This window comes from Salipiger abyssi (genome assembly GCF_001975705.1).
GTDB classification, from domain to species: Bacteria; Pseudomonadota; Alphaproteobacteria; order Rhodobacterales; family Rhodobacteraceae; genus Salipiger; species Salipiger abyssi.
Window position 1 is genome coordinate 2,501,823 of sequence record NZ_CP015093.1, and the last position, 24,568, is coordinate 2,526,390.

The window sequence follows — 24,568 nt, forward strand, 5'->3', positions numbered from 1 at the left end:
TTCTGCCGCCGAAAACCCTGTAAAATTCGCGTTGACGTAGCGTCGCATCTCAGAAAAGGCGCAGACCATTTTCCTGATTGGGCTGCGCTGAATGGCGCTTTCGTCTGTAAAGTGCCGTTTTTGTGCCCGGGTTTCCCGTGTTGGGGGCGATAGCGTTCGTATTGCCTCTAGGCTGTTGCAACACGTTGGCTGACGGGGTTTAGTCTGGTCGCAAGACAGCGGGGACAATCCGCGAGACATTAACGGGGAGCCGGATTTGCCAGATACCGGGACAAGCGACGCATTCGTTGCCTTTGAGCGCGTTCAGAAAAGCTATGACGGCGAGACACTCGTCGTTAAGGATCTGAACCTTACCATGCCCAAGGGCGAGTTCCTGACCATGCTGGGGCCGTCCGGATCGGGCAAGACCACCTGCCTCATGATGCTTGCGGGGTTCGAGACCGCGACCCATGGCGAGATCAAGCTCGACGGGGTCAGCATCAACAACATCCCGCCCCACAAGCGCGGCATCGGGATGGTCTTTCAGAATTACGCGCTGTTCCCCCACATGACGATCGCCGAGAACCTTTCGTTCCCGCTTGAGGTGCGCAAGATCGGCAAGTCCGACCGCGAGGCCAAGGTCAAGCGGGCGCTGGATATGGTCGAGATGGGCGATTTCGGCGGTCGCCGCCCGGCGCAGCTCTCGGGCGGTCAGCAGCAGCGGGTCGCTCTGGCCCGTGCGCTGGTCTTCGAGCCCGAGCTGGTGCTGATGGACGAACCGCTCGGCGCGCTCGACAAGCAGCTGCGCGAGAAGATGCAGTTCGAAATCACCGATCTGGCGCACAAGCTGGGCATCACCGTGGTTTACGTGACGCACGACCAGACCGAGGCGCTGACCATGTCTGACCGCGTCGCCGTGTTCAACGACGGTCGCATTCAGCAGCTCGCGCCGCCGGATGAGCTTTACGAGGCGCCGCAGAACAGCTTCGTGGCGCAGTTCATCGGCGAGAACAACACGCTTGAGGGCGTGATCACCGAGATCAAGGGCAACACCTGCACCGTCAAGCTGGACGGTGGCGAGATGATCGATGCGCAGCCGGTGAACGTCACCAAGGTGGGTGAACGCACCCGTGTCTCGATCCGGCCCGAACGGGTCGAGGTCAATAAGGATCGCCTCCAGGAGGGTGCCCATACGCTCAAGGCCAAGGTGCTCGAGTTCATCTATATGGGTGACATCTTCCGCACACGTCTGAGTGTTGCCGGCAATGACGAGTTCGTCATCAAGACGCGGAACGCCCCCGACCAGGTGCGGCTGAAGCCGGGCGAAGAGATCGAGATCGGCTGGCTTCCCGAGGATTGCCGGGCGCTCGACGCGTTTTAGGTTAATGCGTGTACCGGTGGCGCAGGATCGTTGCCGATCCGCGCCACGGCACACGCAACGGAGCCGGCGCCGACACCCGGGGCCCGGTCTCTAACGACAACGGGTTGAAAAGGGAGTAACCAATGAAACTGACCAAAACCCTTCTGGCATCGACGGCGCTCACCGTTGCCGCCGGCGCGGTCTCCGCTCAGGAAATGGCCGACAGCATGACGCTCGTGTCCTGGGGCGGTGCCTATCAGCACAGCCAGGACGAGGCTTATGCCAAGCCCTATCTGGAAGAGCATCCCGAAGTCAGCATCTCCTGGGATGAGAGCTCGAACGAGGCCGTGGCCAAGCTGCGCGCCATGAACGAAGCGGGCAACATCACCTGGGATCTCGTCGACGTCGTGGCCTCCGACGCCATGCGCCTGTGCGACGAAGGCCTGGCGATGGAATACGACCCCGACGAGCTGCTGGCAGAGGCGCCCGACGGCACTTCCGCCGAGGACGATTTCGGCGACATGATCGTGTCCGACTGCTTCATTCCGCAGATCGTCTACTCGACCACCGTGGGCTATCGCACCGACCTCGTGGGTGACACCCCGCCGACCGAGATCTGCGCGCTGTTCGATCTGGAAACCTATCCGGGCAAGCGGTCGCTTGAGAAGCGCCCGATCAACAACATGGAATGGGCGCTCTACTGCGACGGCGTTGCCAAGGACGAGATCTACGACGTTCTGGAAACCCCGGAAGGTCAGGACCAGGCACTCGCCAAGCTCGACACCATCAAGGACCAGGTGGTCTGGTGGTCGGCCGGCGCCGACACGCCGCAGCTTCTGGCCGACGGCGAAGTCGTGATGGGCTCCACCTATAACGGTCGCCTGTTCTCGGTGATCGAAGAGCAGGACCAGCCGGTGGGCATGCTCTGGGACATGCAGGTGTTCGACCTCGACGGCTGGATCATCCCGACCGGTCTCTCGGACGAGGCGCTGGCCCGCGTGAAGGACTTCGTCTACTTCGCCACCGACACCCAGCGTCTGGCGGATCAGGCCAAGTACATCTCCTACGGCCCGGCACGTCAGTCCTCGGCGCCGCTGGTTGGCGATCATGAAGAGCTTGGCATCGCCATGGCTCCGCACATGCCGACCGATCCGGAGAACGCTTCGAACACGCTGCTCTACAACTACGAGTTCTGGGCCGACTATCGCGACGACATCGACGCGAAATTCCAGGCCTGGCTGGCTCAATAATAACTTCCGGGGGCGGGCTTCGGCCCGCCCCTTCGGCTTTCGGGACGGGCGGCTGCGCCCGACCCACGACGATCCGAAGAGATCGTGGTCCAAACAACCAACGGGGACACCATGACCGACGCAACCGGAGATGGCAGCAAGTCCGGGCCGATGCTGGCCGCAGACGGCAGGCCGCTGAAGAAAAGCCTGGCCCGCGCCCTGCGCATGCAAAAGATGCGCGCGCTGATGCTGATCGCACCGCTGCTGCTCTTCGTGCTGATCACCTTCATCGCGCCGATCGCGGACATGCTGTTCCGCTCGGTCGAGAACCAGATCGTGTCGGACACGCTGCCCAAGACCACCGCGGCGCTCGCCGACTGGGACGGCGAAGAGCTGCCCTCTGACGCGGCGTTCGAAGCCGCCTATTACGACATTTTCCTTGCTGCCGAGCGCAAGGAGCACACCCGGCTCGGCACGCGCCTGAACTACGAGCAGACCGGTGCCTCCTCGCTTTTCCGCAAATCGGGCCGCGGGCTCGACGACATCGGCGAGGTTTATCAGGATCAGTTCGAAGACCTGAACGGCGACTGGGACGAGGCGCTGCCCTGGGCCGAACTCATGGGGGATCCCGACTGGCTTTCCGAACAGCAGGGCTGGGACGAAGAGGGCCGCCAGCCCGGGTTCGAGCTGCGCGACGATATTGCCGACCTGCTGCCCACCGCGTCACGCGAATACGCGATCTTCGCGGAATTCCAGCAGCGCGAAGAGAACAACAACCTGCTCGACGAAGAGCCCTGGTCGGCGGTGCATACCGCGCTTTATCAGGATCTTGTCGCAGGCGATATGAGCGGCTATTCCGGCCCGCGCGCCGAGATGCTTCAGGCCGCCGATGCGCTGGTCGACAGCCCGGATTTCGAGACGATTTCCTTCCGCGACGGGTTCGAAGAGATCGACGAGGACTGGCTCCAGCCTGATATCTGGCGCACCATCAAGCTTTACAGCCCCGACTATACCTCGGGCTACTTTCTGAACTCCATCGACATGCAGCTCACGCCGGACGGCGCCGAGGCTCGGCCTGACAACGAGCGCATCTATATGCTGCTGTTCCAGCGCACGCTGTTCATGTCGCTGGTGATCACCTTCAGCTGCATCCTGCTGGGATATCCGGTCGCCTACATCCTGTCGAACCTGCCGATGCGCTCGGCCAACCTGCTGATGATCCTGGTGCTGCTGCCGTTCTGGACCTCGCTGCTGGTGCGGACCTCGGCCTGGAAGGTCATGTTGCAGCAGCAGGGCGTTATCAACGATGTGCTGGTCTGGCTGGGGCTGGTGGCCGATGATGCGCGGCTGACCATGATCAACAACCAGTTCGGCACGATCGTGGCGATGACCCACATCCTGCTGCCCTTCATGATCCTGCCGATGTATTCGGTGATGTCGACGATCCCGACGTCCTATGTGCGCGCCTCGAAGTCGCTGGGCGCCACCAACTGGACGACCTTCTGGCGGGTGTATTTCCCGCAATCGGTGCCGGGCATCGGCGCGGGCTCGATCCTCGTCTTCATCCTGTCCATCGGCTACTACATCACCCCCGAGATCGTCGGCGGCACCACCGGGACGTTTATCTCGAACCGGATCGCCTATCACATCTCGTCCTCGCTCAACTGGGGGCTCGCGGCGGCGCTCGGGTCGATCCTGCTGGCGGTGGTTCTGATCCTATACTGGGCCTACGACAAGATCGTCGGCATCGACAACGTGAAGCTGGGGTAAGGCCATGAACGAAGTGATCCTCACACCCGTGGGCGAAAAGCCCCTCTCCTTCACCCTTCCGGTGCTGGCCGCCGCAGGTGCCTTCGCAGGCATCTTCGTCGGCGCCGCCAACGGCTCGGTGGTGCTGGGCATCCTGGCCGGCGCGATCATCATGGCGGCGATCGGCTTTGTGGCGGTGACGCTGCTCGGCGAGGGCAGCGAAAAAGCCACCCGCTGGGGGCTGGTCGCGCTGTTCGCCATCGCCGGCTACCTGCTGGGCGCACTGCCCGGCGCGGTGGTCGGGCTGCTCTTCGGCTGGTTCTTCGGCTGGTTTGCCTACTGGGTCGGCTTCGGTCGCTACCGGGCCAAGCTGGTGCCCTACCTCACCCCCGGGCAGGTGCTGTGGCACTATTCCTTCCGGGTGATCTGCGGCGCGATTTTCGTGTTCCTGATCACGCCGATCCTGGTGGTGATGCCGCTCAGCTTCAACGCCGAGAACTTCTTTACCTTCACCCCCGAGATGCTGCGTTTCGATCCCGACGGCTATTCGCTGCGCCATTACCGCGACTTCCTAACCAACCCGGAATGGACCCGTGCGGTGAAGAACTCGCTGCTGATCGCGCCTGTGGCTACGATCATCTCGGTGAGCCTCGGCACGCTGGCGGCCATCGGCCTGTCGCAGAGCCATGTGCCGGGCAAGCGCGCCATCATGGCGATCCTGATCTCGCCGATGATCGTGCCGCTGATCATTTCGGCCACGGGGATGTATTTCTTCTACTCCAAGATCGGCATCGTCGGCACTTATTGGGGCGTCGTTCTGGCGCACGCGGTGCTGGGCATTCCCTTCGTCATCATCACCGTGACCGCGACGCTGGTGGGCTTCGACCGCTCGCTGACCCGGGCGGCGGCGAATATGGGGGCGGATCCGATCACCACCTTCTTCCGGGTGCAGATGCCGCTCATTCTGCCCGGCGTGATCTCGGGCGGGCTCTTCGCCTTCATCACCTCTTTCGACGAGGTGGTCGTGGTGCTGTTCATCGGCTCCGCCGAATTGCAGACGCTGCCCTGGCAGATGTTCACCGGCCTGCGCGAGCAGATCTCGCCGACGATCCTCGCCGCGGCGACGATCCTGGTCGGCATCTCGATCCTGTTGCTCGCCTCGGTCGAGATGCTGCGCCGTCGCTCCGAGCGGCTGCGCGGCCTGAGCCCGGGCTGACATAATCCTCGACGCGGGCCGAGAAACCCGCCCGCGTTGAGGATTTGGAAAGGGTGCAGGGTGCATGGTCGGGGCGAACGCCGCTCCCGGCACAGCACGAGGCCCCGATGTCGCAACACGATTCTCACCTTCTCTCGCCGACCCGCAGCAGCGCGGTCGGCGAGGTGCCGTTTGATGCCTCCAACCTGTTTTACTCCCGCACCGACGAGCGCGGGGTCATCATCGAGGGCAACTCGGTCTTCCGGCGCATCTCGGGCTATGGCTGGACAGAGCTGAAGGGCGCGCCACACAAGCTTGTCCGCCATCCCGACATGCCCAAGGGGGTGTTTCACCTCTATTGGGAGCGGCTGAAAAGCGGCAAGCAGGTGGCCGCCTATGTCAAGAACCGTGCCAAGGACGGGCGCCATTACTGGGTTCTCGCGGTGGCCTGGCCGATCCCCGGCGGCTATCTCTCGGTGCGCGTCAAGCCGAACACGGAGCTCTTCGCCAATGTGCGCGAGATCTATGCGGAGCTGCGCCGCGCCGAGAACGAGGAGGGGGTATCGCCGGCCAAAAGCGCCGAGGCCCTGCTCGCCCGGCTCGCCGAGCATGGGTTCGAGCATTACGACGCCTTCATGTCCGCCGCCCTCTCGCTGGAGCTGGAGGAGCGCGCCCGGCGCATCGGCTCCACGCTGGATCAGCGCCAGCAGCGTTTCCTGACCATGGTTCAGACCATCGTTCAGATCCGGCAGGAAACCGACGATATGACCGAGATCATAAAGGCGATCCGCACCGTGCCGATGAACATGCGTATCCTCGCCTCGCGGCTGGAAAACGCCGGCGGCCCGATCAGCGCGATCTCGGTCAACTACGGCTCCATGCTCGACGAGATGGCGAGCTGGGTGCGCGATTTCGTCGATGGCAAGGACAGCACCTATATGCGCATGCGCGAGACGATCCAGAAGGGGCAGTTCCTCGTCTGTGCCGGGATCATGCAAAGCGAGATGTCGGCGCTGTTCGAGGACGATATCAAGGGCGCGCAGGACAGCAGCGCGCTGACGCAGGATCGTGAGACCCTTCAGAAAGAGGCGGAAACTTTCAACAAGCTCGCTGCCGATGCGCTGAAAGTGCTCGAGACGGAGGCGACAAGGCTCGGGCGCAGCGTGCTCGACATGAAGCGCTATGTCACCGGCCTCAGCTCGACCCGGATGATGTGCAAGATCGAAAGCGCGGCGCTCAACGGCTCGGGAGATTCGCTCTCGGGGATCGTCGATCAGCTCGACGCCGGGCAGGACGAGATCGAGGCGCGGCTCGCAAAGATTGTCGAGCTGAACACGGTGATCCAGTCCAACACCGCGATGCTGCGCGCGATGACCTGAGCCGGGTCAGGCGGCGCGCAGCCCGGTCTCGACCAGCATGCCCCGGCGCTTGGCCTCGTAGTAATAGCCACGCGCGTACCAGCCGATGGCCGCGTCATGGCTGCCGTCCGACAGCAGCCAGGCACCGCGCAGGTACTTCACGGCGTATTTCAGGTTGGTATCCGCATCCAGCAGCTCGGAGGCGCTGCCGCGAAAGCCCATTGTCCGGGCGGTCTGGGGCAGGATTTGCAGCAGACCGTAATAGGGGCCGTTGCGGGCGGCGGGGTTATGGGTGCTCTCGCGGATCGCCAGACGATGCACCAGTTTCCGGGGCACCTTGTAGTGATCGGCCCATCTGTTGATCTTGCCCCGCAGCTCCGGCGTCTCGTTGGGATAGAGCGGCGGGTCGAAACGGCCCGATGTGGCGATCTCGGGGTCGTTGCGGCGGGCGCCGCAGCCTGCAAGCGCGCCGAGGCACAAAACCAGGCTCGCGCGTCGGGTGTATCGGATCATCGGAGGTCTCTCGCTGGCACCTGTTTCTGCAATAGCGCAACGCCGCCCGCCTGCCTATCCCGGCACGACCGCATGCGCGCTTCCCCGCTCAGCGCCAGCCGCTTGCAAATCCCGCCGCCGCCGCCCAGTTTGGCGCCATGACACAGACGCTTCTCTCCCTCGGTCACGGCTATTCCGCCCAGGCGCTCGCAAAACGGCTTTTGCCGCAGGGCTGGACCATTCTCGGTACCACGCGTGACCCGGAAAAGGCCGGCAAACTGCGCGAACAGGGGATCGAGCCGGTCCTTTGGGAGCGCGCGCAGGTCGAGGCGGCGCTGGAGCGGGCGAGCCAACTGCTGATCTCCGCCGGGCCGGACGCCGAGGGCGACCCGTCGCTGCGGCTCTGCGGCGATGCCGTCGCACGGCGGGCTCCGGCGCTGGACTGGGCGGGATATCTTTCCACCACAGGGGTTTACGGCGATCAAGACGGCGGCTGGGTCGATGAGGAGACACCTCTGACCCCGGGCACGGCGCGGGGCAGGGCGCGCGCGGAGGCAGAGGCGGCGTGGCAGGCGATCCCCGACCTGCCGTTGCACCTCTTCCGCCTCGCGGGGATCTACGGCCCCGGGCGCGGCCCCTTCGCCAAGGTGCGGCGCGGCACCGCGCGGCGCATCGTCAAGCCGGGGCAGGTGTTCTCCCGCATCCATGTCGACGATATCGCCCAGGTGCTCGAGGCCTCCATCGCGCATCCCGCCCCCGGCACCGCCTACAACCTCTGCGACGACGATCCCGCGCCGCCGCAGGATGTGCTGCTCCACGCCGCCGAGCTGCTGGGCGTCGCGCCACCGCCGGTGGAAGATTTCGACACCGCCGAGATGAGCCCGATGGCGCGCAGCTTTTATGCCGAGAACAAGCGCGTCTCGAATCGCCGCATAAAGGAGGCGCTGGGGGTGGAGCTGCTCTATCCCGACTATCGCGCGGGGCTACAGGCGCTGCTGGACGAAGAGGGGCCGGCCTAGGGCGCTTCGTCCGGTTCGTCGCAGGGGGGCTTTCCGGTCAGCAGCCGTAGCGGCGCCCGGCTCAGCCCGTTATTGGCATCGGCCATCTTGCGCAGCAGGCCGAGCAGCGTCTCGCGCTCCTCTGCGTTCAGATCCTTGAGGATCACCTCTTGCGTGCGCTCGATCGCGGGCAGGGCATCGCGCACCAGTTTCCGTCCCGCCTCTGTCACCCGCAGCCGCCGCGCGCGGCGGTCGGTGGCGCTGACCTTGCGCTCCAGCAGGCCGCGCGCTTCCAGCCGATTCACCACGCCGCCAAGCGTCACCCGGTCATAGGCGACGAGCCCGGCCAGCGTGGCCTGGTCGATGTCGGGATACTCGGCCAGCATGCTCAGCGCCGCGAATTGAACCGGAGTCAGCTCGATTCCCTCCGCCGCCGCCTCGCTGGCGAAGGCCGAAACCGAGATCTGGTGAAGGCGGCGGATCAGGTGTCCGGGCAGATCATAAACATGCGCCATAAGTCGTCCCTATCCGAACCCGCAGGGCCGGACAAGCGAGGGCGCCGGGCAACGCGGGGAAGTGGTGTAAATATAAGAAGTGTACTTATCATTATTGACAGAGGCAACATGATACGCATACTACCTATTAAAGAATGCGAGTCATCCTAAGGGAGGAACCGATGGACGCCGACGCCATGCAGCCTGTCGACAGCCCGGAGCTGCGCCAGCTTTACGCCGATTTCAAAGCCCAGCATCTCAACCCGCTCTGGACCCAGACCGGCGATCTGATGCCGCGCCATCCGCGCCCCAAGGCGGTGGCGCATGTGTGGAAATGGTCCGATCTCTACCCGCTGGCGCAGGCCTCGGGCGATCTGGTGCCGGTGGGCCGTGGCGGCGAACGCCGCGCCATCGGCCTCGCCAACCCCGGACTCGGCGGCGAGGCCTATATCTCGCCGACGCTCTGGTGCGCGATTCAGTACCTTGGCCCGAAAGAGACCGCGCCCGAACACCGCCATTCGCAGAACGCCTTCCGCTTCGTCGTCGAGGGCGAGGGGGTCTGGACCGTGGTCAACGGCGATCCGGTGCGCATGTCGCGCGGCGATTTCCTGCTGACGCCGGGCTGGAACTTCCACGGCCACCACAATGAGCTGGATGCGCCCATGGCTTGGATCGACGGGCTGGATATCCCGTTCTCCTATCAGATGGATGTGGGCTTTTTCGAGTTCGGCTCCGACCGGGTCACCGATTACGCCACGCCCAACTATTCGCGCGGCGAGCGGCTCTGGTGTCATCCGGGTCTGCGCCCGCTGTCGCAGCTTCAGAACACCGTTTCCTCGCCCATCGGCGCCTATCGCTGGGAATACACCGATGCGGCGCTCACCCAGCAGCTTCTGCTGGAGGAGGAGGGGCACCCCGCCACGATCGAACAGGGCCACGCAGCGATCCGCTATGTGAACCCGACCACCGGCGGCGACGTGATGCCGACCATCCGGGCCGAGTTCCACCGCCTGCGCGCGGGCACCGAAACGTCGCTGCGGCGCGAGGTGGGGTCAACGGTTTTCCAGGTCTTCGAGGGCAAGGGCGCCATCGTCATGGGCGGCACCGAGCACAAGGTCGAGAAGGGCGATATCTTCGTCATCCCTTCCTGGGTGCCGTGGTCGCTTCAGGCGGAGACCGCCTTCGACCTGTTCCGCTTCTCGGATGCGCCGATCATGGAGCGGCTGCATTTCGACCGCACGCAGATCGAAGACGCGGGGTAAGCATGAGCACGCTCGACGAGGCGCGGGACGCCCTGCGCCAGCGTCAGGGCCTTGGCGCGCGTTACGACGCGCCCGAGGCGCCGGCGCAGGATCTCGCGCTTGCCCGCAGCGGCACCGCCTATTTCGCCCGCAAGCTCAACGAGCTGGACGATGCGGCGCTCTATGCGCCGTCGCAGGTGGCGGGCAAAACGCGGGCGCATGTGATCTGTGCGGTCTCCTACCAAGCGCGGGCGATCTCGCGTCAGGCCGAAGCCGCCGCCGCCGGCGCAGAGATCCCGCCGCTGCGCGATCCCGAATGGGACGCGCTCGAGGATCTCGACCTTGGCGCGACGCTGCCGCCGCGCGCGCTGCGCCATCTCTTCGACCATTCCGCCGTGCATCTCGATGTGGTCTGGCGCGATCTGCCCGGCGCTGGCTGGGATCTGGAGGGCGCCGGGGCCGATGGAACGCCGCGCCCTCTGCGCGCAACGGCGATGGAACGCGCCCGGATGCTCTGGCAGAGTGCGCTTGATCTGGGCAACGGCGCGCGGGTGCGCGACCTGCCGCCCGTTCTGCGCCCGGAATGATCCGGATAAACATCTGAATTCAAAAGGAAACGACGCATGACCAACCTCTTCCCCTCTCCCGCTTGGCCCACCGTACCGGTCAAGGGAGAAAGCGCCGAATACCCCGTTCATCGCATCTTTTGCGTTGGCCGCAACTACGCCGCCCACGCCGCCGAGATGGGTGTCGAGGTCGACCGCGAGGCGCCGTTCTACTTCACCAAATCGGCGCTGATGGCGCAGGCGACCGACACCACGATCCCCTATCCGCCGGGCACCGAGAACTTCCATTACGAGATGGAACTGGTGATCGTCATCGGCGCACCGGTCTTCAAGGCCGACACCGCTGAGGCGGCCAAGGCGATCTACGGCTATGCCTGCGGCCTCGACATGACCCGCCGCGACCTGCAACTCGCCGCCCGCGCCAAGCAGCGCCCCTGGGATCTGGGCAAGGATGTGGAGCAATCCGCCGTCTTCGCGCCGATCACCAAAGCCGCCGATTTCGACGCGCTCGGCCCGCAAAAGATCCATCTCGAAGTGAATGGCGAGACCAAGCAGGAGGCCACGCTGAACGATCTGATCTGGAAGGTGGACGAGATCGTCTCGCACCTCTCCGGCTTTTACCACCTGCAACCGGGCGACGTGATCATGACGGGCACGCCGGCGGGTGTGGGCGCGGTTGTGGCGGGTGACGTGATCACCGGCGGCGTCGACGGGCTGGACCCGATCAAGCTGACCATCGGGGCGGCGGAATGATCCACTTCCACGGCTATTTCCGGTCTTCCAGCGCCTATCGCTGCCGTATCGCCTTCAATCTGAAGGGGATCGAGTACGATTTCACCTCGGTGCATCTGCGCAAGGATGGCGGGCAGCAGAAGACGCCCGAATTCCGCGCGCTGAACCCGCAGGCGCTGGTCCCGGCGCTGGAGGAGGGGGATTTCCGCCTCACCCAGTCGCTGGCGATCATCGAATGGCTGGACGAGACCAAGCCGGGTGCAAAGCTGATGCCCGAGGATCCGGACCTGCGCGCGCTGGTCCGGGCCTTTTCCCAGGTCATCGCCTGCGATGTGCATCCGCTGCAAAACCTGCGCGTGCTCGATTACCTCAAGGCGGAGTTCAACGCCGATCAGGACGCGCTGGATGCCTGGTGCGGGCGCTGGATCGCCGACGGGCTCAACGCCTGCGAGGCGCTGCTGGCGGGCCGTCCGCAAAGCACCTTCTGCTTTGGCGAGACGCCCTCGCTGGCCGATATCTGCCTGGTGCCGCAGGTGTTTTCCGCCGCGCGGTTCAAGGTCGACATCTCGGGGCTGAGCAACGTCAACCGCATCACAGAGGCCTGTAACGCGCTGCCGGCTTTTGCCGATGCGCATCCCAAGACCCAACCCGACAGCGAGGCCTGATTTCAGGCCACGCTGTTTTACCGTCACGAAGAAGGGGGAGCTTCCATGATCTTCGCGAAATTCACCAAATCCGCGCTTGTCGGCGCGCTGATGGCCACCGTGGCCGCTGGCGCGGCCCAGGCGCGCGAGCTGCGTATGGGGCTGATCACGCCCCCCAGCCACGTCTGGACCAAGGTCGCCAACCGCATCGCCGAGAAGCTGCCCGAGGCCACCGATGGCGAGCTGACCGTCGCGGTATTCCCGGCCGGCCAGCTCGGCTCTGAGCAGGAGATGTTCCAGCAGCTCTCCGCCGGGCTTCTGGATGCCGGTCTGATGACTGCCGCCATCACCAGCCTGCGCGCGCCCTCGATGCAGGGCTGGTTCACGCCGCATCTCTTTGCCGACGTGACCGAGGCGCAGGCCGCCGCCGATCTGCCCGCCGCGCAGAAGATGCTGGACGAGCTGCAACGCGCAAACCTGCACGGCATGGGCTATACCTTTGCCGGCATGCGCCACATCCTGATGCAGGACGCGCCCGCCGCCTCGGTCGAGGATCTGGCGGACAAGAAGATCCGCATCGTGCCCTTCCCGGCGATGAAAGTCTGGTGGGGCGAGGTCGGCGCGGTGCCGACCCCGGTGAACCTCACGCAGGTCTATCAGGCGCTGCAAACCGGCCTGCTCGACGGCATCGACATCGACCTCGACGCGCTTGTCGGGCTCAAGTTCGACGAGGTGGCCAAGGGGCTGACGATCACCAACCACATGGCATTCCCCTCGGTGATGATGGTGTCGAACCCGACCTGGATGAGCCTCAGCGACGAGCAGAAGGCCGCCTTCCAGGAGGTCGTGGACGAGGCGCTGGCCTGGGGCTCGGAGAGCCAGGTGACGGCGGAGGAAAGCAACCTCGCCTCGCTTGAGGGCAAGCTGGAGATCCTGCATCTCGAAGACGGCGAGAGCGCCTTTGCCGCTGCCGACGAGGCGGTGCAGGCGAGCTTTGCGCAATACCCGATCATCGCCGAGTTCCAGAGCGAAGTGAAAGCGGAGCAGGGCGAGTGAGTTACCTTCCCGCTCTTTCGGGCGGGCTGGTCCGGCTGGAACGCTGGGCCAGCCGGGCCCTTGTCATCCTCTTCGTGGGGCTGATCGTGACCAATGTGGCGATGCGCTATCTCGCCGGCAAACCCATCGTCTATGCCGAGGAGCTGGCGGCGATCCTGCTGGTCTGGCTGACGCTGGTGGCGGTCTCGATCTCGATCCGCGACAAGGCGCAGATCGGCGTGACGCTGCTGGTCGACAGGCTGCCCCGCGTGGCGCAGCCCTGGATCGACGCGCTGGTCTGGGCGCTGATCGCGGGCATGCTGGCGATCCTGCTGAACGCGGGCATCGGCTGGGTGCGCTCGCCCGCCGTCGAGTTCGAGCAGATCATCACCACCGGCTGGCCCAAGGCGCCGTTCTTTTACATTTTCCCGATCTTCTGCGCCACCGCGCTCATCCATGTGCTGGGCCATCTGGCGGAGTCCATCGGCAAGCTGACGGGGAGGCTGGCGTGACCGGCGGTGTCTTTCTCGGGCTGATGCTCATCGGCATGCCCATCGCCTTCGTGCTGATCGGGGCCACGCTCGCCTTCGTGGCGTTTTCGGGCAATGTGGCGATCCTTTCGGCGATCCCGCAGATCGCCTTCGGCTCGGTCGAGAATTTCGACCTGCTGGCCATTCCGCTCTTTGTGTTGCTGGGCGAGATCATGAACGAAAGCGGGCTGACGCGGCGGATCATTCTCGCCGTGCGGGTCTGGCTGACGCGGGTGCCGCACAATCTGGTCATCGTGAACCTGATCTCGAACCTGGCGCTGGCGGCGATCATGGGCTCGGCCACCGCGCAGATGGCGGTGATGAGCCGCGTCGTGGTGCCCGAGATGGAGCGCGACGGCTACAAGCGCGGCTACGCGGCGGGGCTGACCGCTTCGGCGGGGCTGCTGGGGCCGATCATCCCGCCCTCCATGGTGTTCATCATCTATGGCGTGATCGCGCAGGTCTCGATTGCCGAGATGTTCACGGCGGGTATCATGCCGGGGCTGATGCTCTTTGTCTTCATGGTGTCGATCGCCATGTGGCAGGCCGGGCGCAATCACAATCCGCTGGCGGCGGGGGCGGGGCTGCCCGACATCCCGCGCTGGAAGGCGACGCTGCCGGGGCTCGCGACCTTGCTGATCCCGCTGACCATCGTGGGCGGCATCTCGGCCGGCATCTTCACCCCCACCGAAAGTGCGGCGGCGGCCATCGTGGTGGCGCTGATCTTCGGCGGGCTGATCTTCCGCGAGCTGTCGCTGAGATCCATCCCCGCGATCATCGACCGCACCGTGATCAATTCGGCCATCGTGCTGTTCCTGATCATGGCGGCCAAGATCTTTGGCTGGGTGCTGACCTATAATCAGATCCCGCAGGCGGTGGCGGCCTTCATCACCTCGCTGTCGGACGATCCCATCATCTTCATGCTGCTGATCATGGTGGCGCTGACCGCCGTGGGCATGTTCCTCGACGGGATCGCGGCGCTGATCATCCTGACGCCGATCCTGCTGCCGGTGGCAACGATGCAATACGGCATCGACCCGATCCAGTTCGGCGTGATGATGAGCCTCACGCTGGTGCTGGGGCTGCTGACCCCGCCGGTGGGCACCGGGCTTTATATCGCAGCGGCGCTGTCCAAGGTGCCGATCCTCACCCTGTCGCGGCTGGTCGTGCCCTATGTGCTGGCAACCGTGCTGGTCATCCTGTCCGTGATCTTCATCCCCTGGATGGTCCATCCGTTCTAGGGCGGACCACCTGAAATCCCCCCACCCAAGAGACTCCGGCCCGGACCCGTCCTGGCCGAACAGAGGAGATTTGCCATGACCCAAGACCTTCCCATCCTGATCGCCGGCGGCGGCATCGGCGGGCTTGCCACCGCCATCGGCCTCGCGCAAAAGGGCTTCCGCTCGCTGGTGCTGGAGCGCGCGCCCGAGCTGGGCGAGATCGGCGCCGGCATCCAGCTTGGCCCCAACGCCTTTCACGCCTTCGATTATCTCGGCGTGGGCGACGAGGCGCGCGAGCTGGCGGTCTATATCGACAATCTGCGCCTGATGGATGCCATCGCCGGCACCGAGATCACCCGCATCCCGCTGGACGAGACCTTCCGTGCCCGGTTCAAGAACCCCTATGCGGTGATCCACCGGGGCGATCTGCACAGCGTCTTCCTGCGCGCCTGCGAGGCGCATCCGCTGGTCGAGCTGCGCACCTCCGCCGAGGTCGCCGATTACGAGCAGGACGGCAGCACCGCGACCGCGATCCTCGCCGACGGAGAGCGGGTCACCGGCCATATGCTGGTGGGCGCGGACGGGCTCTGGTCGAACATCCGCAAGCGCCTCGTGGGCGACGGCGCGCCGCGCGTCTCCGGCCACACCACCTATCGCTCGGTGATCCCCACCGAGGACATGCCCGAGGATCTGCGCTGGAACGCGGCGACGCTTTGGGCCGGGCCGAAATGCCACATCGTGCATTACCCGCTCAAGGGCTGGAAGCAGTTCAACCTCGTGGTGACCTATCACAACGACGCACCCTCGCCCGAGGCGGGTGTCAGTGTCACCCATGAGGAGGTGAAGCTGGGCTTCGAGCATGTGGCGCCGGTGGCCCGCCAGATCATCGACCGGGGACAGAACTGGAAGCGCTGGGTGCTTTGCGACCGCGATCCGGTGTCGAATTGGGTCGACGGGCGCGTGGTGCTCTTGGGCGATGCGGCGCACCCGATGCTGCAATATTTCGCGCAGGGCGCCTGTATGGCGATGGAGGACGCGGTGGCGCTCGCCCATTGCATGGAATCCTATGACGATCTTAGCACGGCGTTCAGCACCTATCAGGATCTGCGCGAGCTGCGCACCGCGCGGGTGCAGCTGCAATCGCGCGAGATCGGCCAGCATGTCTATCACCCCGCCGGCGCCCATGCAGAGCTGCGCAACGCGGTGATGAGCGCGAAATCGCCGGAGAACTGGTACGATATCGTCGACTGGCTCTATGGCTCCACCGGGCTGGAAGGCGCGGTTTCGGCGGAGACGCACAAGCGCTGAGCGTTGTGGCCTGGAGGGGGCGGGCAATCTTGCCCGTCCAAAGCCTTTTCGCAGGCTCAACGCGAGCCGGGCCCAGCGGCGGCCCGTGGGCTGACGCGCTGACTGAGGAATCCCTTGATTTATCCTAGCCAGATCCGAATGACCTCGAAGCTGTGCGATGAAGTCACCAAAGCGGCAGCCCGCCCGAACGGGCAGCCGCTGGGCCCGGCGGCCTGCGGCCTTGTTCCGGGTCAGAGGCGCGGGGACTGACTGCGGTCTGAAAAACGTTGCCCGTACAGTGGCAAAGATACCGAAAGTGAACGGAAGAGCCGCTCACGCCTGACGGCTGAGCATCTCCACCCCCAGCACCGTCAGCACCTTTTCCTCGATATGCTTCGCGTCGAGCCCGGCGCTTTCATACATATCGTCGGGGCTGGCGTGGTCGATGAACGTATCGGGCAGCACCATGGAGCGGAATTTCAGCCCGCGGTCGAACACCCCCTCGTCCGACAGCAATTGCGCCACATGGCTGCCGAAGCCGCCCACGGCGCCTTCCTCGATGGTGATCAGCGCCTCATGCTCCGCGGCCAGCCGCAGGATCAGCTCGCGGTCGAGCGGCTTGGCAAAGCGGGCATCCGCAACGCTGGGCGAAATCCCCCGCGCTTCGAGCTTTTCGCAGGCCTTCATCACTTCGGAGAGCCGCGTGCCGAAGCTGAGCAGCGCCACGCGCTTGCCCTCCCGGATCATCCGGCCCTTGCCGATCTCCAGCAGCTCGCCCTTTTCCGGCATCTCGACGCCCGATCCCTCGCCGCGCGGATAGCGGAAGGCGATGGGGCCGTCGTCATGCGCGGCGGCGGTGGCGACCATGTGCTTGAGCTCCGCCTCATCGGCGGCGGCCATCACCACCATGCCCGGCAGGTTCGCCATATAGGCGATGTCGAAGGCGCCCGCATGGGTGGCGCCGTCTGCCCCCACCAGCCCGGCGCGGTCGATGGCGAAGCGCACCGGCAGGCGCTGGATCGCAACGTCATGCACGACCTGGTCGTAGCCGCGTTGCAGGAAGGTGGAATACATCGCGCAGAAGGGCCGCATCCCGCCCGCCGCGAGCCCGGCGGAGAAGGTCACCCCGTGCTGCTCGGCAATGGCCACGTCGAACACCCGCGAGGGGTAGCGCTCGGCCATGAGGTCGAGCCCGGTGCCGTCGGGCATGGCGGCGGTCACCGCGCAGATCCGCGGATCCTCGGCGGCAAGCCGCGTCAGCTCACGGGCAAAGACCTTGGTGTAGGAGGGCGCGTTGGAGGGCGCTTTCTTCTGCTCGCCGGTGGCCACGTCGAACTTGGCGCGGGCATGGCCCTTGTCGGCGGCGCCCTCGGCGGGGGCATAGCCCTTGCCCTTGGTGGTCAGCATATGCAGCAGGATCGGCCCGCTGGCGCGCGCCTTGACCGTGCGCAGCACCGGCAAGAGCTGGTGCAAATCGTGCCCGTCGAGCGGCCCGATATAGGAAAAGCCCATCTCTTCGAAGAGCGTGCCACCCACGGCCATGCCCTTGAGCATTTCCTTGGCGCGCTTGGCGCCTTCGCGGAAGGGCTCGGGCAGCAGCGACACGGCGCCCTTGGCGGCGGCTTTCAGATCCTGAAACGGCGCCTCGGCATAGAGCCGCGAGAGATAGGAGGACATCGCACCGGTGGGCGGCGCGATGGACATCTCGTTATCGTTCAGGATGACGATCAGGCGCTTTTTCAGGTGGCCGGCATTGTTCATCGCCTCATAGGCCATGCCCGCCGACATCGCGCCATCGCCGATCACGGCAATCGCATCGCCCGCGCCGGTGTCGCAGACCCCGCCGAGATCGCGCGCCACGGCAAAGCCGAGCGCGGCGGAAATCGAGGTGGAGCTGTGGCCGGCGCCGAACGGATCGAAGGGGCTTTCGCTGCGCTTGGTAAAGCCCGAGAGCCCGTCTTTCTGGCGGATGGTCCGGATACGCTCGCGGCGCCCGGTGAGGATCTTGTGCGGATAGGCCTGATGGCTCACATCCCAGATGATCTTGTCGCGCGGCGTGTCGAACACCGCGTGCAGCGCCACGGTCAGCTCGACCACCCCAAGCCCGGCGCCGAGATGGCCGCCGGTTTCCGACACCGCCGAAATGGTCTCCGCCCGCAGCTCATGGGCGAGCTGATCCAGCTCGGCATCCGAGAAGCGTTTGAGATCGGCGGGAGTGGCGACCTTGTCGAGCAGCGGTGTTTGGGGCTTGTGAGGCATGGCGTCCCTTGGCACTCAGTTCCGGCGGGAGATAACGAAACGGGCGGCCTCCCGCAAGGTATCGGCCCGTTTACCATAGGGAGATAGGGCGTCGCAGGCCTCTGTCACAAGGGTTTGTGCACGCGCCTTTGCGCCGTCGAGCCCGAGCAGCGACACAAAGGTCGCCTTGCCGCGATCCGCATCCTTGCCGACCGCCTTGCCGACCGTCGCCGCGTCGCCCTCGACATCGAGAATGTCGTCGGCGATCTGGAAGGCGAGCCCGAGGCCCTGCGCATAGGCGGTGAGTGGTGCCAGATCGGCCTCAGCCAGCCGCGCGCCGGCCTCTGCCGACCACAGGATCAGCGCGCCGGTCTTGCCGGCCTGAAGGGCGGTGATCTCGTCCAGCGTGAGCGGCGTGGCGGTGCTTTCGGCGGCCATGTCCAGCGCCTGTCCCAGCACCATGCCGCGCGCCCCCGCCGCCCGCGCAAGGCTCAGCGTCAGATCGGCGCGCACCTCGGCGCGCTCATGGCAGCGCGGGTCCCCCAGCATCTCGAAACCGAGCGCCTGGAGCGCGTCGCCCGCCAGCACGGCGGTCGCCTCGTCCCATTTGCGATGCACCGTCGGCAGGCCCCGGCGCAGCGCGTCGTCGTCCATGCAGGGCAGATCGTCATGCACGAGGCTGTAGGCGTGGATCGCCTCGATGGCACAGGCGGGCCAGAGCGCCTGCGCCTGCGGTACCTCGTGCAGCCGGGCGCTTTCCAGCACCAGCCAGCCGCGCAGACCCTTGCCGCCGGTCACCGCGTAGCGCATCGCATGGGTCACCGGCAGATCGGCGAAACCGCTCAGCACCATGTCGAAATGGTCGGCCACGGCGCCTGCGCCGGCCTCCAGAGACTCGCTGAACATGGGGTGTCAGAGCCCTTCGGCGGCTTTCAGACCGGCGGGCTGGCCCTCGGCGTCTAGGGTGATCTGGGCGACCTTCTCCTCGGCGTCCTTGAGCTTTTTCTCGCAATGCGCCTTGAGCTTGGCGCCGCGCGTATAGAGGTCGATGGACTGATCCAGCGGCACCTCGCCGCGTTCGAGCTGGTTCACCACCTGTTCCAGCTCGGCCATGGCCTGCTCGAAACTCATCTCCTCGACCGGCGTGTCGCTCATTTTCCTGCCTCGATCAGTTCTTCCACATGCGCCTTGGCCGACGCGGCCAGCGCGGAAAGATCATAGCCGCCTTCCAGCAGGGAGACCACCCGCCCGCGCGCATGTTCCGCCGCGATCCGGCAGAGCTCGTGCGTGAGCCAGCGGAAATCCTCCGTCGACCAGGCGAGCTGCGCCAGCGGGTCGTCGCGATGCGCGTCGAAGCCGGCGGACATCACGATCAGGTTGGGCTTGAACGCGGCGAGCCGTGGAAAGGCGTCGCGCCGATAGGCGGCGCGCATCTCGTCGCCGCCGCTGCCCGGGGGCAGGGGGATGTTCAGCACATTGTCATGGCCGCCGCGCTCGGTGGCGGCGCCGCTGCCCGGCCAGAGCGGAAATTGCTGCGACGAGATCAGCAGCGCGCGCGGCTCGTCCCAAAGCAGATCCTGCGTGCCGTTGCCGTGATGCACGTCGAAATCCACCACCGCCACGCGTTCGATTCCGTGATGGTCGAGCGCGTATGTCGCCGCGAGCGCCGCGTTGCCGAACAGACAGAACCCCATGGGTTTCTCGCGCTCCGCATGGTGGCCGGGCGGGCGCGTGGCGCAGAAGGCATTCGCCACCTCGCGCGAGATCACCGCATCGACGGCGCGAATCGCCGCCCCCGCCGCGCGCCGCGCCGCCCGCATCGAGCCGGGCGACATCCAGGTGTCTTCGTCGAGCGGATGCTCGCCCGCTTCGGGCTCGGCAGCCTTGATGCGGTCGATATAGCGCTGCGGATGGACACGGGCGAGATCGGCATCGCTGGCCGGCGGTGCCGCCAGTCGCAAGAGATCGAGCGGGGCCAGCGCGTGCAGCACATGGTCGAGCCGGGCGACCTGCTCGGGATGGCCCGCCGGCGTGACGTGATCCAGGCAATCGGCGTGGGTGATCAGCGCGGTTGTCATGACGGAGCCTCCCCGACCTCAATCCACGACAGGATTCCGCGAATGCCGCGCCCGGGCAAGCCGCGATTTGCGGAGATTTGAGCCGCATTGCCCGGATCGCGCGGATCGGCCGAAAAAGCGGCGCTCAGTCGGGGGCGAGCATATATCCCGCGCCGCGCACGGTTTGCAGATAGCGCGGCTGTTTCGGATCGCTCTCGATCTTGCGGCGCAGCCGGGTGATCTGCACATCGACCGCACGCTCCTGCGCCTGGCCCTTGTCGCGGCCCAGCTCCTCCACCAGCTTGCCCCGGCTCAGCGCCTCGCCCGGGCGGGCGGAGAAAATCCGCATGAGCTGGCTTTCGGTGGCGGTGAGCCGCACCATGTCCTCGCCCTTCCACATCTCGCCGCGTTCGATGTCGTAGCGGATCGGGCCGAGGCTCAGCAGCTTGGGCGCGGCCTCGTCGGCGGTGGTCTCGGGCATGCGCCGCAGGATGGCGTTGATGCGCAGCAGCAGCTCCTTGGGCTCGAAGGGCTTGGAGAGGTAGTCGTCAGCCCCCGCCTCGAGCCCGGCGATGCGGTCTTCGGTCTCACCCTTGGCGGTGAGCAGCATGATCGGCGTGGTGCTGGTCTGGCGGATCGCGCGGGTGAGGCTGATGCCGTCCTCTCCCGGCATCATCACATCGAGCACGATCATGTCGAATTCCAGCCCGTCGAGCAGGCGCCTGGCATGGGCCGCGTCGCGGGCGGCACTGACCAGGAAACCGTGCCGCATCAGGAATTTCTGAAGCAGGCCGCGAATGCGCTCGTCATCGTCGACGATCAGCAGGTGTGCGTCGGGATCGCTCATCCGCGCACCTCCCGCAGGCCCGAGTAATGCCGGCGCATGTCGGGATCCATCATCGCTTCGAGCACCTGGCGGAAGCCCGCCACCGCCTCGGGGCCGACCTGGCGATAGGCGGCACGCATGCGGGCACGCTGGGCATCGGACAACTTGTGTTCCAGCTCCTTGCCCGCCTCGGTGAGATAGAGATGCCGTTCGCGCTTGTCGGCGCGGCCGATCCGGCTTTCGACCAGCCCGTCGCCGATCAGCGTGCGCAGCACCCGGTTGAGCGATTGTTTCGTGACGCCGAGGATCGACAGAAGGTTATTGACCGTCGTGCCCGGTGCGCAGTTGATGAAATGGATTGCGCGGTGATGCGCGCGCCCGTAATCCATGCTTTGCAGGATCCGGTCGGGATCTGCGGTAAATCCCCGATAGGCAAAGAACATTGCCTCGATCCCCTGCCGCAGCTGCTCGTCCGTCAGATACAGCAGCGACTCGCCGCCATGCCCCTGCGTGCCAGGCCCGTCTGCCATTGTCTTGCCTCTCGCCTCCCGTCTTTTGCGGCATTTTAAGTCAGTCTTGTTGACATTCCAAGGGCGAACTGTTAGCGAGTCGCAGTTTTTACGCAACATTATGTCCGAACCGGACGTAAGGCGCGCAACAAAAGCAAAAAGCACCTAGAAGGAGACTGAAAATGGAAGGGGCTTATGACGACCGCGACGGCAAGATCTGGCTGGATGGCAAGCTGGTGGAGTGGCGGGACGCTAAGGTACATGTCCTGACCCACGCGCTGCATTACGCCAGCTCGGTCTTTGAGGGTGAGCGCGCCTATAACGGCAAGATCTTCCTTGGCCACGAGCATTCCGAGCGGCTGCATTTCTCGGCGGGCGAGCTGGATTTCGAGATCCCCTTCACCGCCGAGCAGATCGACGCGGCCAAGGACGAGGTGCTCAAGGTCAACGGCTTCACCGATGCCTATGTGCGCGCGTTTGCCTGGCGCGGTGCCGGCCCGGATATGGGCGTCGCCTCGGCGCGCAACCCGGTGCGCCTCGCGATCGCGGCCTGGGAATGGGGCAACTATTACGGCGACGCCAAGATGAAGGGTGCCAAGCTCGACATCGCCAAGTGGAAGCGCCCGAGCCCCGAGACCATCCCGGTCCATGCGAAGGCGGCGGGTCTCTATATGATCTGCACCATGTCCAAGCACGCGGCCGAGGCCAAGGGCTGCTCGGACGCGCTGTTCATGGACTACCGCGGCTATGTGGCCGAGGCGACGGGCGCCAACATCTTCTTCGTCAAGGATGGCGAGGTTCATACCCCGCTGGCCGATTGCTTCCTCAACGGCCTGACCCGTCAGACGGTGATCGGGCTGCTCAAGGACAAGGGCCTGACCGTGCATGAACGCCACATCATGCCCGAAGAGATGGAAGGCTTCGAGCAGTGCTGGCTGACCGGCACCGCCGCCGAGGTCACCCCGGTGGGGCAGATCGGCGATTACAATTTCGAGGTCGGCGCGATCACCCGCGACATCGCCGAGACCTACGAAAAACACGTCCGCAGCTAGGCGGGCAGGGCAGGGTGGGCCATCGGTCCGCCCTGTCTCTTCCGGCAACCGCCCCGGCTTTCCGGCGCTTTCCGGGCCCTGCCGTCGCGGTGCCGCTTGAACGCCCCCGCCCTTGGTGTCACGCTGTGAAAAACGGCACGCGCGAGGGGCAGAAATGCAGGACAGTCAGGCACCGCTGGAAATCGTTTCTCCCGACGTCCCCGATCCGGAGCTGTTCTCCGATGCGGGCGCCGCCGTCGACCGGCTGTGCGAGCTCTACGATCTCTCGGTTGGCTTCCTGCATGACCGTTTCCTCGATGCCATGGCCAGCGGTCACCCCGGCGTCCGCATCCGCGCCTTCTATCCGGAGGTGCGGATCACCACCGCGACCCATGCCCAGGTCGACAGCCGGCTGAGCTTTGGCCACGTCCCTGCGCCCGGAACCCATGCCACCAGCATCACCCGGCCCGACCTCTTCCGGCATTATCTCAAGCAGCAGATCGGGCTCCTGCTTACCAATCACGGCGTGCCGGTGCAGATCGGGCTGTCTTCCACGCCGATGCCGGTGCATTTCGCCGTCGCCAATTACCCCGATCTCTCGGTGCCGCAGGAGGGCGCGGGCCGCTTCATCCTGCGCGACGTGTTCGACGTGCCGGATCTGAGCGTCACCAATGACGACATCGTCAACGGCGTCGCCAAACCCGCCGCCGACGGCACCGGGCCGCTCGCCCCCTTCACCGCGCAGCGGGTGGATTATTCGCTCGCCCGGCTGGCGCATTACACCGCCACCGATCCGGCGCATTTCCAGAACCACGTTCTCTTCACCAACTACCAGTTCTATGTCAGTGAGTTCGAGGCCTATGCCCGCGAGCGGCTGGCCGATCCCGACAGCGGCTATGTGAGCTTTGTCTCCACCGGCAATGTCGAGATCACCGACCCGGAGGCCGAGATCCCGCTCAGCCCCAAGATGCCGCAGATGCCCACCTACCATCTGAAACGCGCCAACGGCTCGGGGATCACGCTGGTCAATATCGGCGTCGGCCCCTCCAACGCCAAGACCGCCACCGACCATATCGCGGTGCTGCGCCCGCATGCCTGGCTGATGGTCGGCCATTGCGCCGGCCTGCGCAGCTCGCAGAGCCTTGGCGATTTCGTGCTCGCGCATGCCTATCTGCGCGAGGACAAGGTGCTCGACGACGACCTGCCGGTCTGGGTGCCGATCCCGGCGCTGGCCGAGATCCAGGTGGCGCTGGAGACCGCCGTGGCCGAGGAGACCCAGCTCGACGGCTACGATCTCAAGCGGATCATGCGCACCGGCACCGTGGCCAGCGTCGACAACCGCAACTGGGAGCTGCGCGACCAGTCCGGCCCGGTGCAGCGCCTGTCGCAATCCCGCGCCGTGGCGCTCGACATGGAGAGCGCCACCATCGCCGCCAACGGCTTCCGTTTCCGCGTGCCCTACGGGACGCTGCTCTGTGTGAGCGATAAACCGCTGCACGGAGAGCTCAAACTGCCCGGCATGGCGAGCGATTTCTACAAGACTCAGGTTGCGCGCCATCTGATGATCGGTATACGCGCCATGGAACGATTGAGGGGGATGCCGCTGGAACGGCTGCACAGCCGGAAGTTGCGTAGCTTCGAGGAAACAGCTTTTCTCTGACGTAGCGGAAAACGGCCCAAACCGACACAAAATGCGCAGTTTTCACTTGCAAACCTCCCCTAATCGTTGTGATTGAACTCCATATGATGTTATATTCCCGCGATGAGGCCCAATCCTTCGGGCAGTTAAGGAGACCAT

General features: G+C 65.4%; 24 protein-coding genes. 16 read left to right on the top strand and 8 right to left on the bottom strand.

Annotated features, from left to right (window positions below; all coding sequences use genetic code 11):
• Positions 1-256 precede the first annotated feature (256 nt).
• The 5 genes from Ga0080574_RS15680 (at position 257) to Ga0080574_RS15700 (ending at position 6,891) form a co-directional block, all read left to right on the top strand.
• Positions 257-1,360, top strand: a complete 1,104-nt coding sequence (locus Ga0080574_RS15680) for an ABC transporter ATP-binding protein (RefSeq protein WP_076701585.1) — start codon at positions 257-259, stop codon at positions 1,358-1,360.
• Positions 1,361-1,482: 122 nt separating this feature from the next.
• Entirely contained in the window at positions 1,483-2,589 is a 1,107-nt protein-coding gene (locus tag Ga0080574_RS15685) for an extracellular solute-binding protein (RefSeq protein ID WP_076701590.1), read from the top strand.
• Positions 2,590-2,700: 111 nt separating this feature from the next.
• Positions 2,701-4,338 (top strand): ABC transporter permease, encoded by a 1,638-nt coding sequence (locus tag Ga0080574_RS15690; protein WP_076701594.1) that lies wholly within the window; start codon positions 2,701-2,703, stop codon positions 4,336-4,338.
• A 4-nt stretch (positions 4,339-4,342) separates the two neighbouring features.
• Entirely contained in the window at positions 4,343-5,533 is a 1,191-nt protein-coding gene (locus Ga0080574_RS15695; protein ID WP_076701599.1) for an ABC transporter permease, read from the top strand.
• A 107-nt stretch (positions 5,534-5,640) separates the two neighbouring features.
• The gene (locus Ga0080574_RS15700; RefSeq protein ID WP_076701603.1) at positions 5,641-6,891 is read left to right on the top strand and encodes a PAS domain-containing protein; all 1,251 of its coding nucleotides are present in this window, start codon (positions 5,641-5,643) and stop codon (positions 6,889-6,891) included.
• 6 nt (positions 6,892-6,897) lie between these two features.
• Here Ga0080574_RS15700 and Ga0080574_RS15705 read toward each other — a convergent pair whose 3' ends face one another.
• Entirely contained in the window at positions 6,898-7,383 is a 486-nt protein-coding gene (locus Ga0080574_RS15705; protein WP_198039732.1) for a lytic transglycosylase domain-containing protein, read from the bottom strand.
• A 137-nt stretch (positions 7,384-7,520) separates the two neighbouring features.
• Here Ga0080574_RS15705 and Ga0080574_RS15710 point away from each other — a divergent pair, with 137 nt between their 5' ends.
• Entirely contained in the window at positions 7,521-8,381 is an 861-nt protein-coding gene (locus Ga0080574_RS15710; protein WP_076701608.1) for an SDR family oxidoreductase, read from the top strand.
• Here Ga0080574_RS15710 and Ga0080574_RS15715 read toward each other — a convergent pair.
• A complete protein-coding gene (locus Ga0080574_RS15715) occupies positions 8,378-8,875 on the bottom strand; it encodes a MarR family winged helix-turn-helix transcriptional regulator (protein WP_076701613.1) in 498 nt (165 codons plus the stop codon). The genes Ga0080574_RS15710 and Ga0080574_RS15715 overlap by 4 nt on opposite strands.
• A gap of 161 nt (positions 8,876-9,036) precedes the next feature.
• Between Ga0080574_RS15715 and Ga0080574_RS15720 the strand changes: the two genes are divergently transcribed.
• The 8 genes from Ga0080574_RS15720 to Ga0080574_RS15755 all read left to right on the top strand — a co-directional run bounded on the left by Ga0080574_RS15720 (position 9,037) and on the right by Ga0080574_RS15755 (position 16,130).
• Positions 9,037-10,116, top strand: coding sequence for a cupin domain-containing protein (locus Ga0080574_RS15720; RefSeq protein ID WP_198039733.1), 1,080 nt, complete (start codon positions 9,037-9,039; stop codon positions 10,114-10,116).
• A gap of 2 nt (positions 10,117-10,118) precedes the next feature.
• Positions 10,119-10,682 (top strand): maleylpyruvate isomerase N-terminal domain-containing protein, encoded by a 564-nt coding sequence (locus Ga0080574_RS15725; protein WP_076701621.1) that lies wholly within the window; start codon positions 10,119-10,121, stop codon positions 10,680-10,682.
• Between the two features lie 36 nt (positions 10,683-10,718).
• Positions 10,719-11,414 carry a fumarylacetoacetate hydrolase family protein gene (locus Ga0080574_RS15730; RefSeq protein WP_076701625.1) on the top strand — a complete coding sequence of 232 codons (696 nt, stop codon included), beginning with the start codon at positions 10,719-10,721 and terminating at the stop codon, positions 11,412-11,414.
• The gene (gene maiA, locus Ga0080574_RS15735) at positions 11,411-12,058 is read left to right on the top strand and encodes a maleylacetoacetate isomerase (protein ID WP_076701629.1); all 648 of its coding nucleotides are present in this window, start codon (positions 11,411-11,413) and stop codon (positions 12,056-12,058) included. The genes Ga0080574_RS15730 and maiA overlap by 4 nt, the downstream gene beginning before the upstream one ends.
• A gap of 45 nt (positions 12,059-12,103) precedes the next feature.
• Positions 12,104-13,093, top strand: coding sequence for a TRAP transporter substrate-binding protein (locus tag Ga0080574_RS15740; protein ID WP_076701633.1), 990 nt, complete (start codon positions 12,104-12,106; stop codon positions 13,091-13,093).
• Complete coding sequence (locus Ga0080574_RS15745; RefSeq protein ID WP_076701637.1) at positions 13,090-13,584, top strand: TRAP transporter small permease; 495 nt, start codon at positions 13,090-13,092, stop codon at positions 13,582-13,584. The genes Ga0080574_RS15740 and Ga0080574_RS15745 overlap by 4 nt, the downstream gene beginning before the upstream one ends.
• Positions 13,581-14,843, top strand: coding sequence for a TRAP transporter large permease (locus Ga0080574_RS15750; RefSeq protein WP_076701641.1), 1,263 nt, complete (start codon positions 13,581-13,583; stop codon positions 14,841-14,843). The genes Ga0080574_RS15745 and Ga0080574_RS15750 overlap by 4 nt, the downstream gene beginning before the upstream one ends.
• A 75-nt stretch (positions 14,844-14,918) precedes the next feature.
• A complete protein-coding gene (locus Ga0080574_RS15755) occupies positions 14,919-16,130 on the top strand; it encodes a 3-hydroxybenzoate 6-monooxygenase (protein WP_076701645.1) in 1,212 nt (403 codons plus the stop codon).
• Positions 16,131-16,442: 312 nt separating this feature from the next.
• On the opposite strand, the gene dxs is transcribed toward Ga0080574_RS15755, so the two are convergent.
• From dxs to Ga0080574_RS15785, 6 genes are all read right to left on the bottom strand, one after another.
• The gene (gene dxs, locus Ga0080574_RS15760) at positions 16,443-18,368 is read right to left on the bottom strand and encodes a 1-deoxy-D-xylulose-5-phosphate synthase (RefSeq protein WP_076701650.1); all 1,926 of its coding nucleotides are present in this window, start codon (positions 18,366-18,368) and stop codon (positions 16,443-16,445) included.
• 15 nt (positions 18,369-18,383) lie between these two features.
• Positions 18,384-19,253, bottom strand: coding sequence for a polyprenyl synthetase family protein (locus tag Ga0080574_RS15765; RefSeq protein WP_076701654.1), 870 nt, complete (start codon positions 19,251-19,253; stop codon positions 18,384-18,386).
• A 6-nt stretch (positions 19,254-19,259) separates the two neighbouring features.
• Positions 19,260-19,502, bottom strand: a complete 243-nt coding sequence (locus Ga0080574_RS15770) for an exodeoxyribonuclease VII small subunit (protein ID WP_076701659.1) — start codon at positions 19,500-19,502, stop codon at positions 19,260-19,262.
• Complete coding sequence (locus Ga0080574_RS15775; RefSeq protein ID WP_076701663.1) at positions 19,499-20,425, bottom strand: histone deacetylase family protein; 927 nt, start codon at positions 20,423-20,425, stop codon at positions 19,499-19,501. Before Ga0080574_RS15775 ends, Ga0080574_RS15770 begins: the two co-directional genes overlap by 4 nt.
• Before the next feature lie 124 nt (positions 20,426-20,549).
• Positions 20,550-21,251, bottom strand: coding sequence for a response regulator (locus tag Ga0080574_RS15780; protein WP_076701667.1), 702 nt, complete (start codon positions 21,249-21,251; stop codon positions 20,550-20,552).
• A complete protein-coding gene (locus Ga0080574_RS15785) occupies positions 21,248-21,760 on the bottom strand; it encodes a MarR family winged helix-turn-helix transcriptional regulator (RefSeq protein ID WP_076701671.1) in 513 nt (170 codons plus the stop codon). The genes Ga0080574_RS15780 and Ga0080574_RS15785 overlap by 4 nt, the downstream gene beginning before the upstream one ends.
• 161 nt (positions 21,761-21,921) lie before the next feature.
• On the opposite strand from Ga0080574_RS15785, the gene Ga0080574_RS15790 reads away from it, so the two are divergent.
• Both Ga0080574_RS15790 and Ga0080574_RS15795 read left to right on the top strand, forming a co-directional pair.
• On the top strand, positions 21,922-22,791 hold the full coding sequence (locus Ga0080574_RS15790; protein WP_076701675.1) for a branched-chain amino acid aminotransferase: 870 nt from the start codon (positions 21,922-21,924) through the stop codon (positions 22,789-22,791).
• A 154-nt stretch (positions 22,792-22,945) separates the two neighbouring features.
• On the top strand, positions 22,946-24,430 hold the full coding sequence (locus Ga0080574_RS15795) for an AMP nucleosidase (RefSeq protein ID WP_076701679.1): 1,485 nt from the start codon (positions 22,946-22,948) through the stop codon (positions 24,428-24,430).
• Positions 24,431-24,568: the final 138 nt, after the last annotated feature.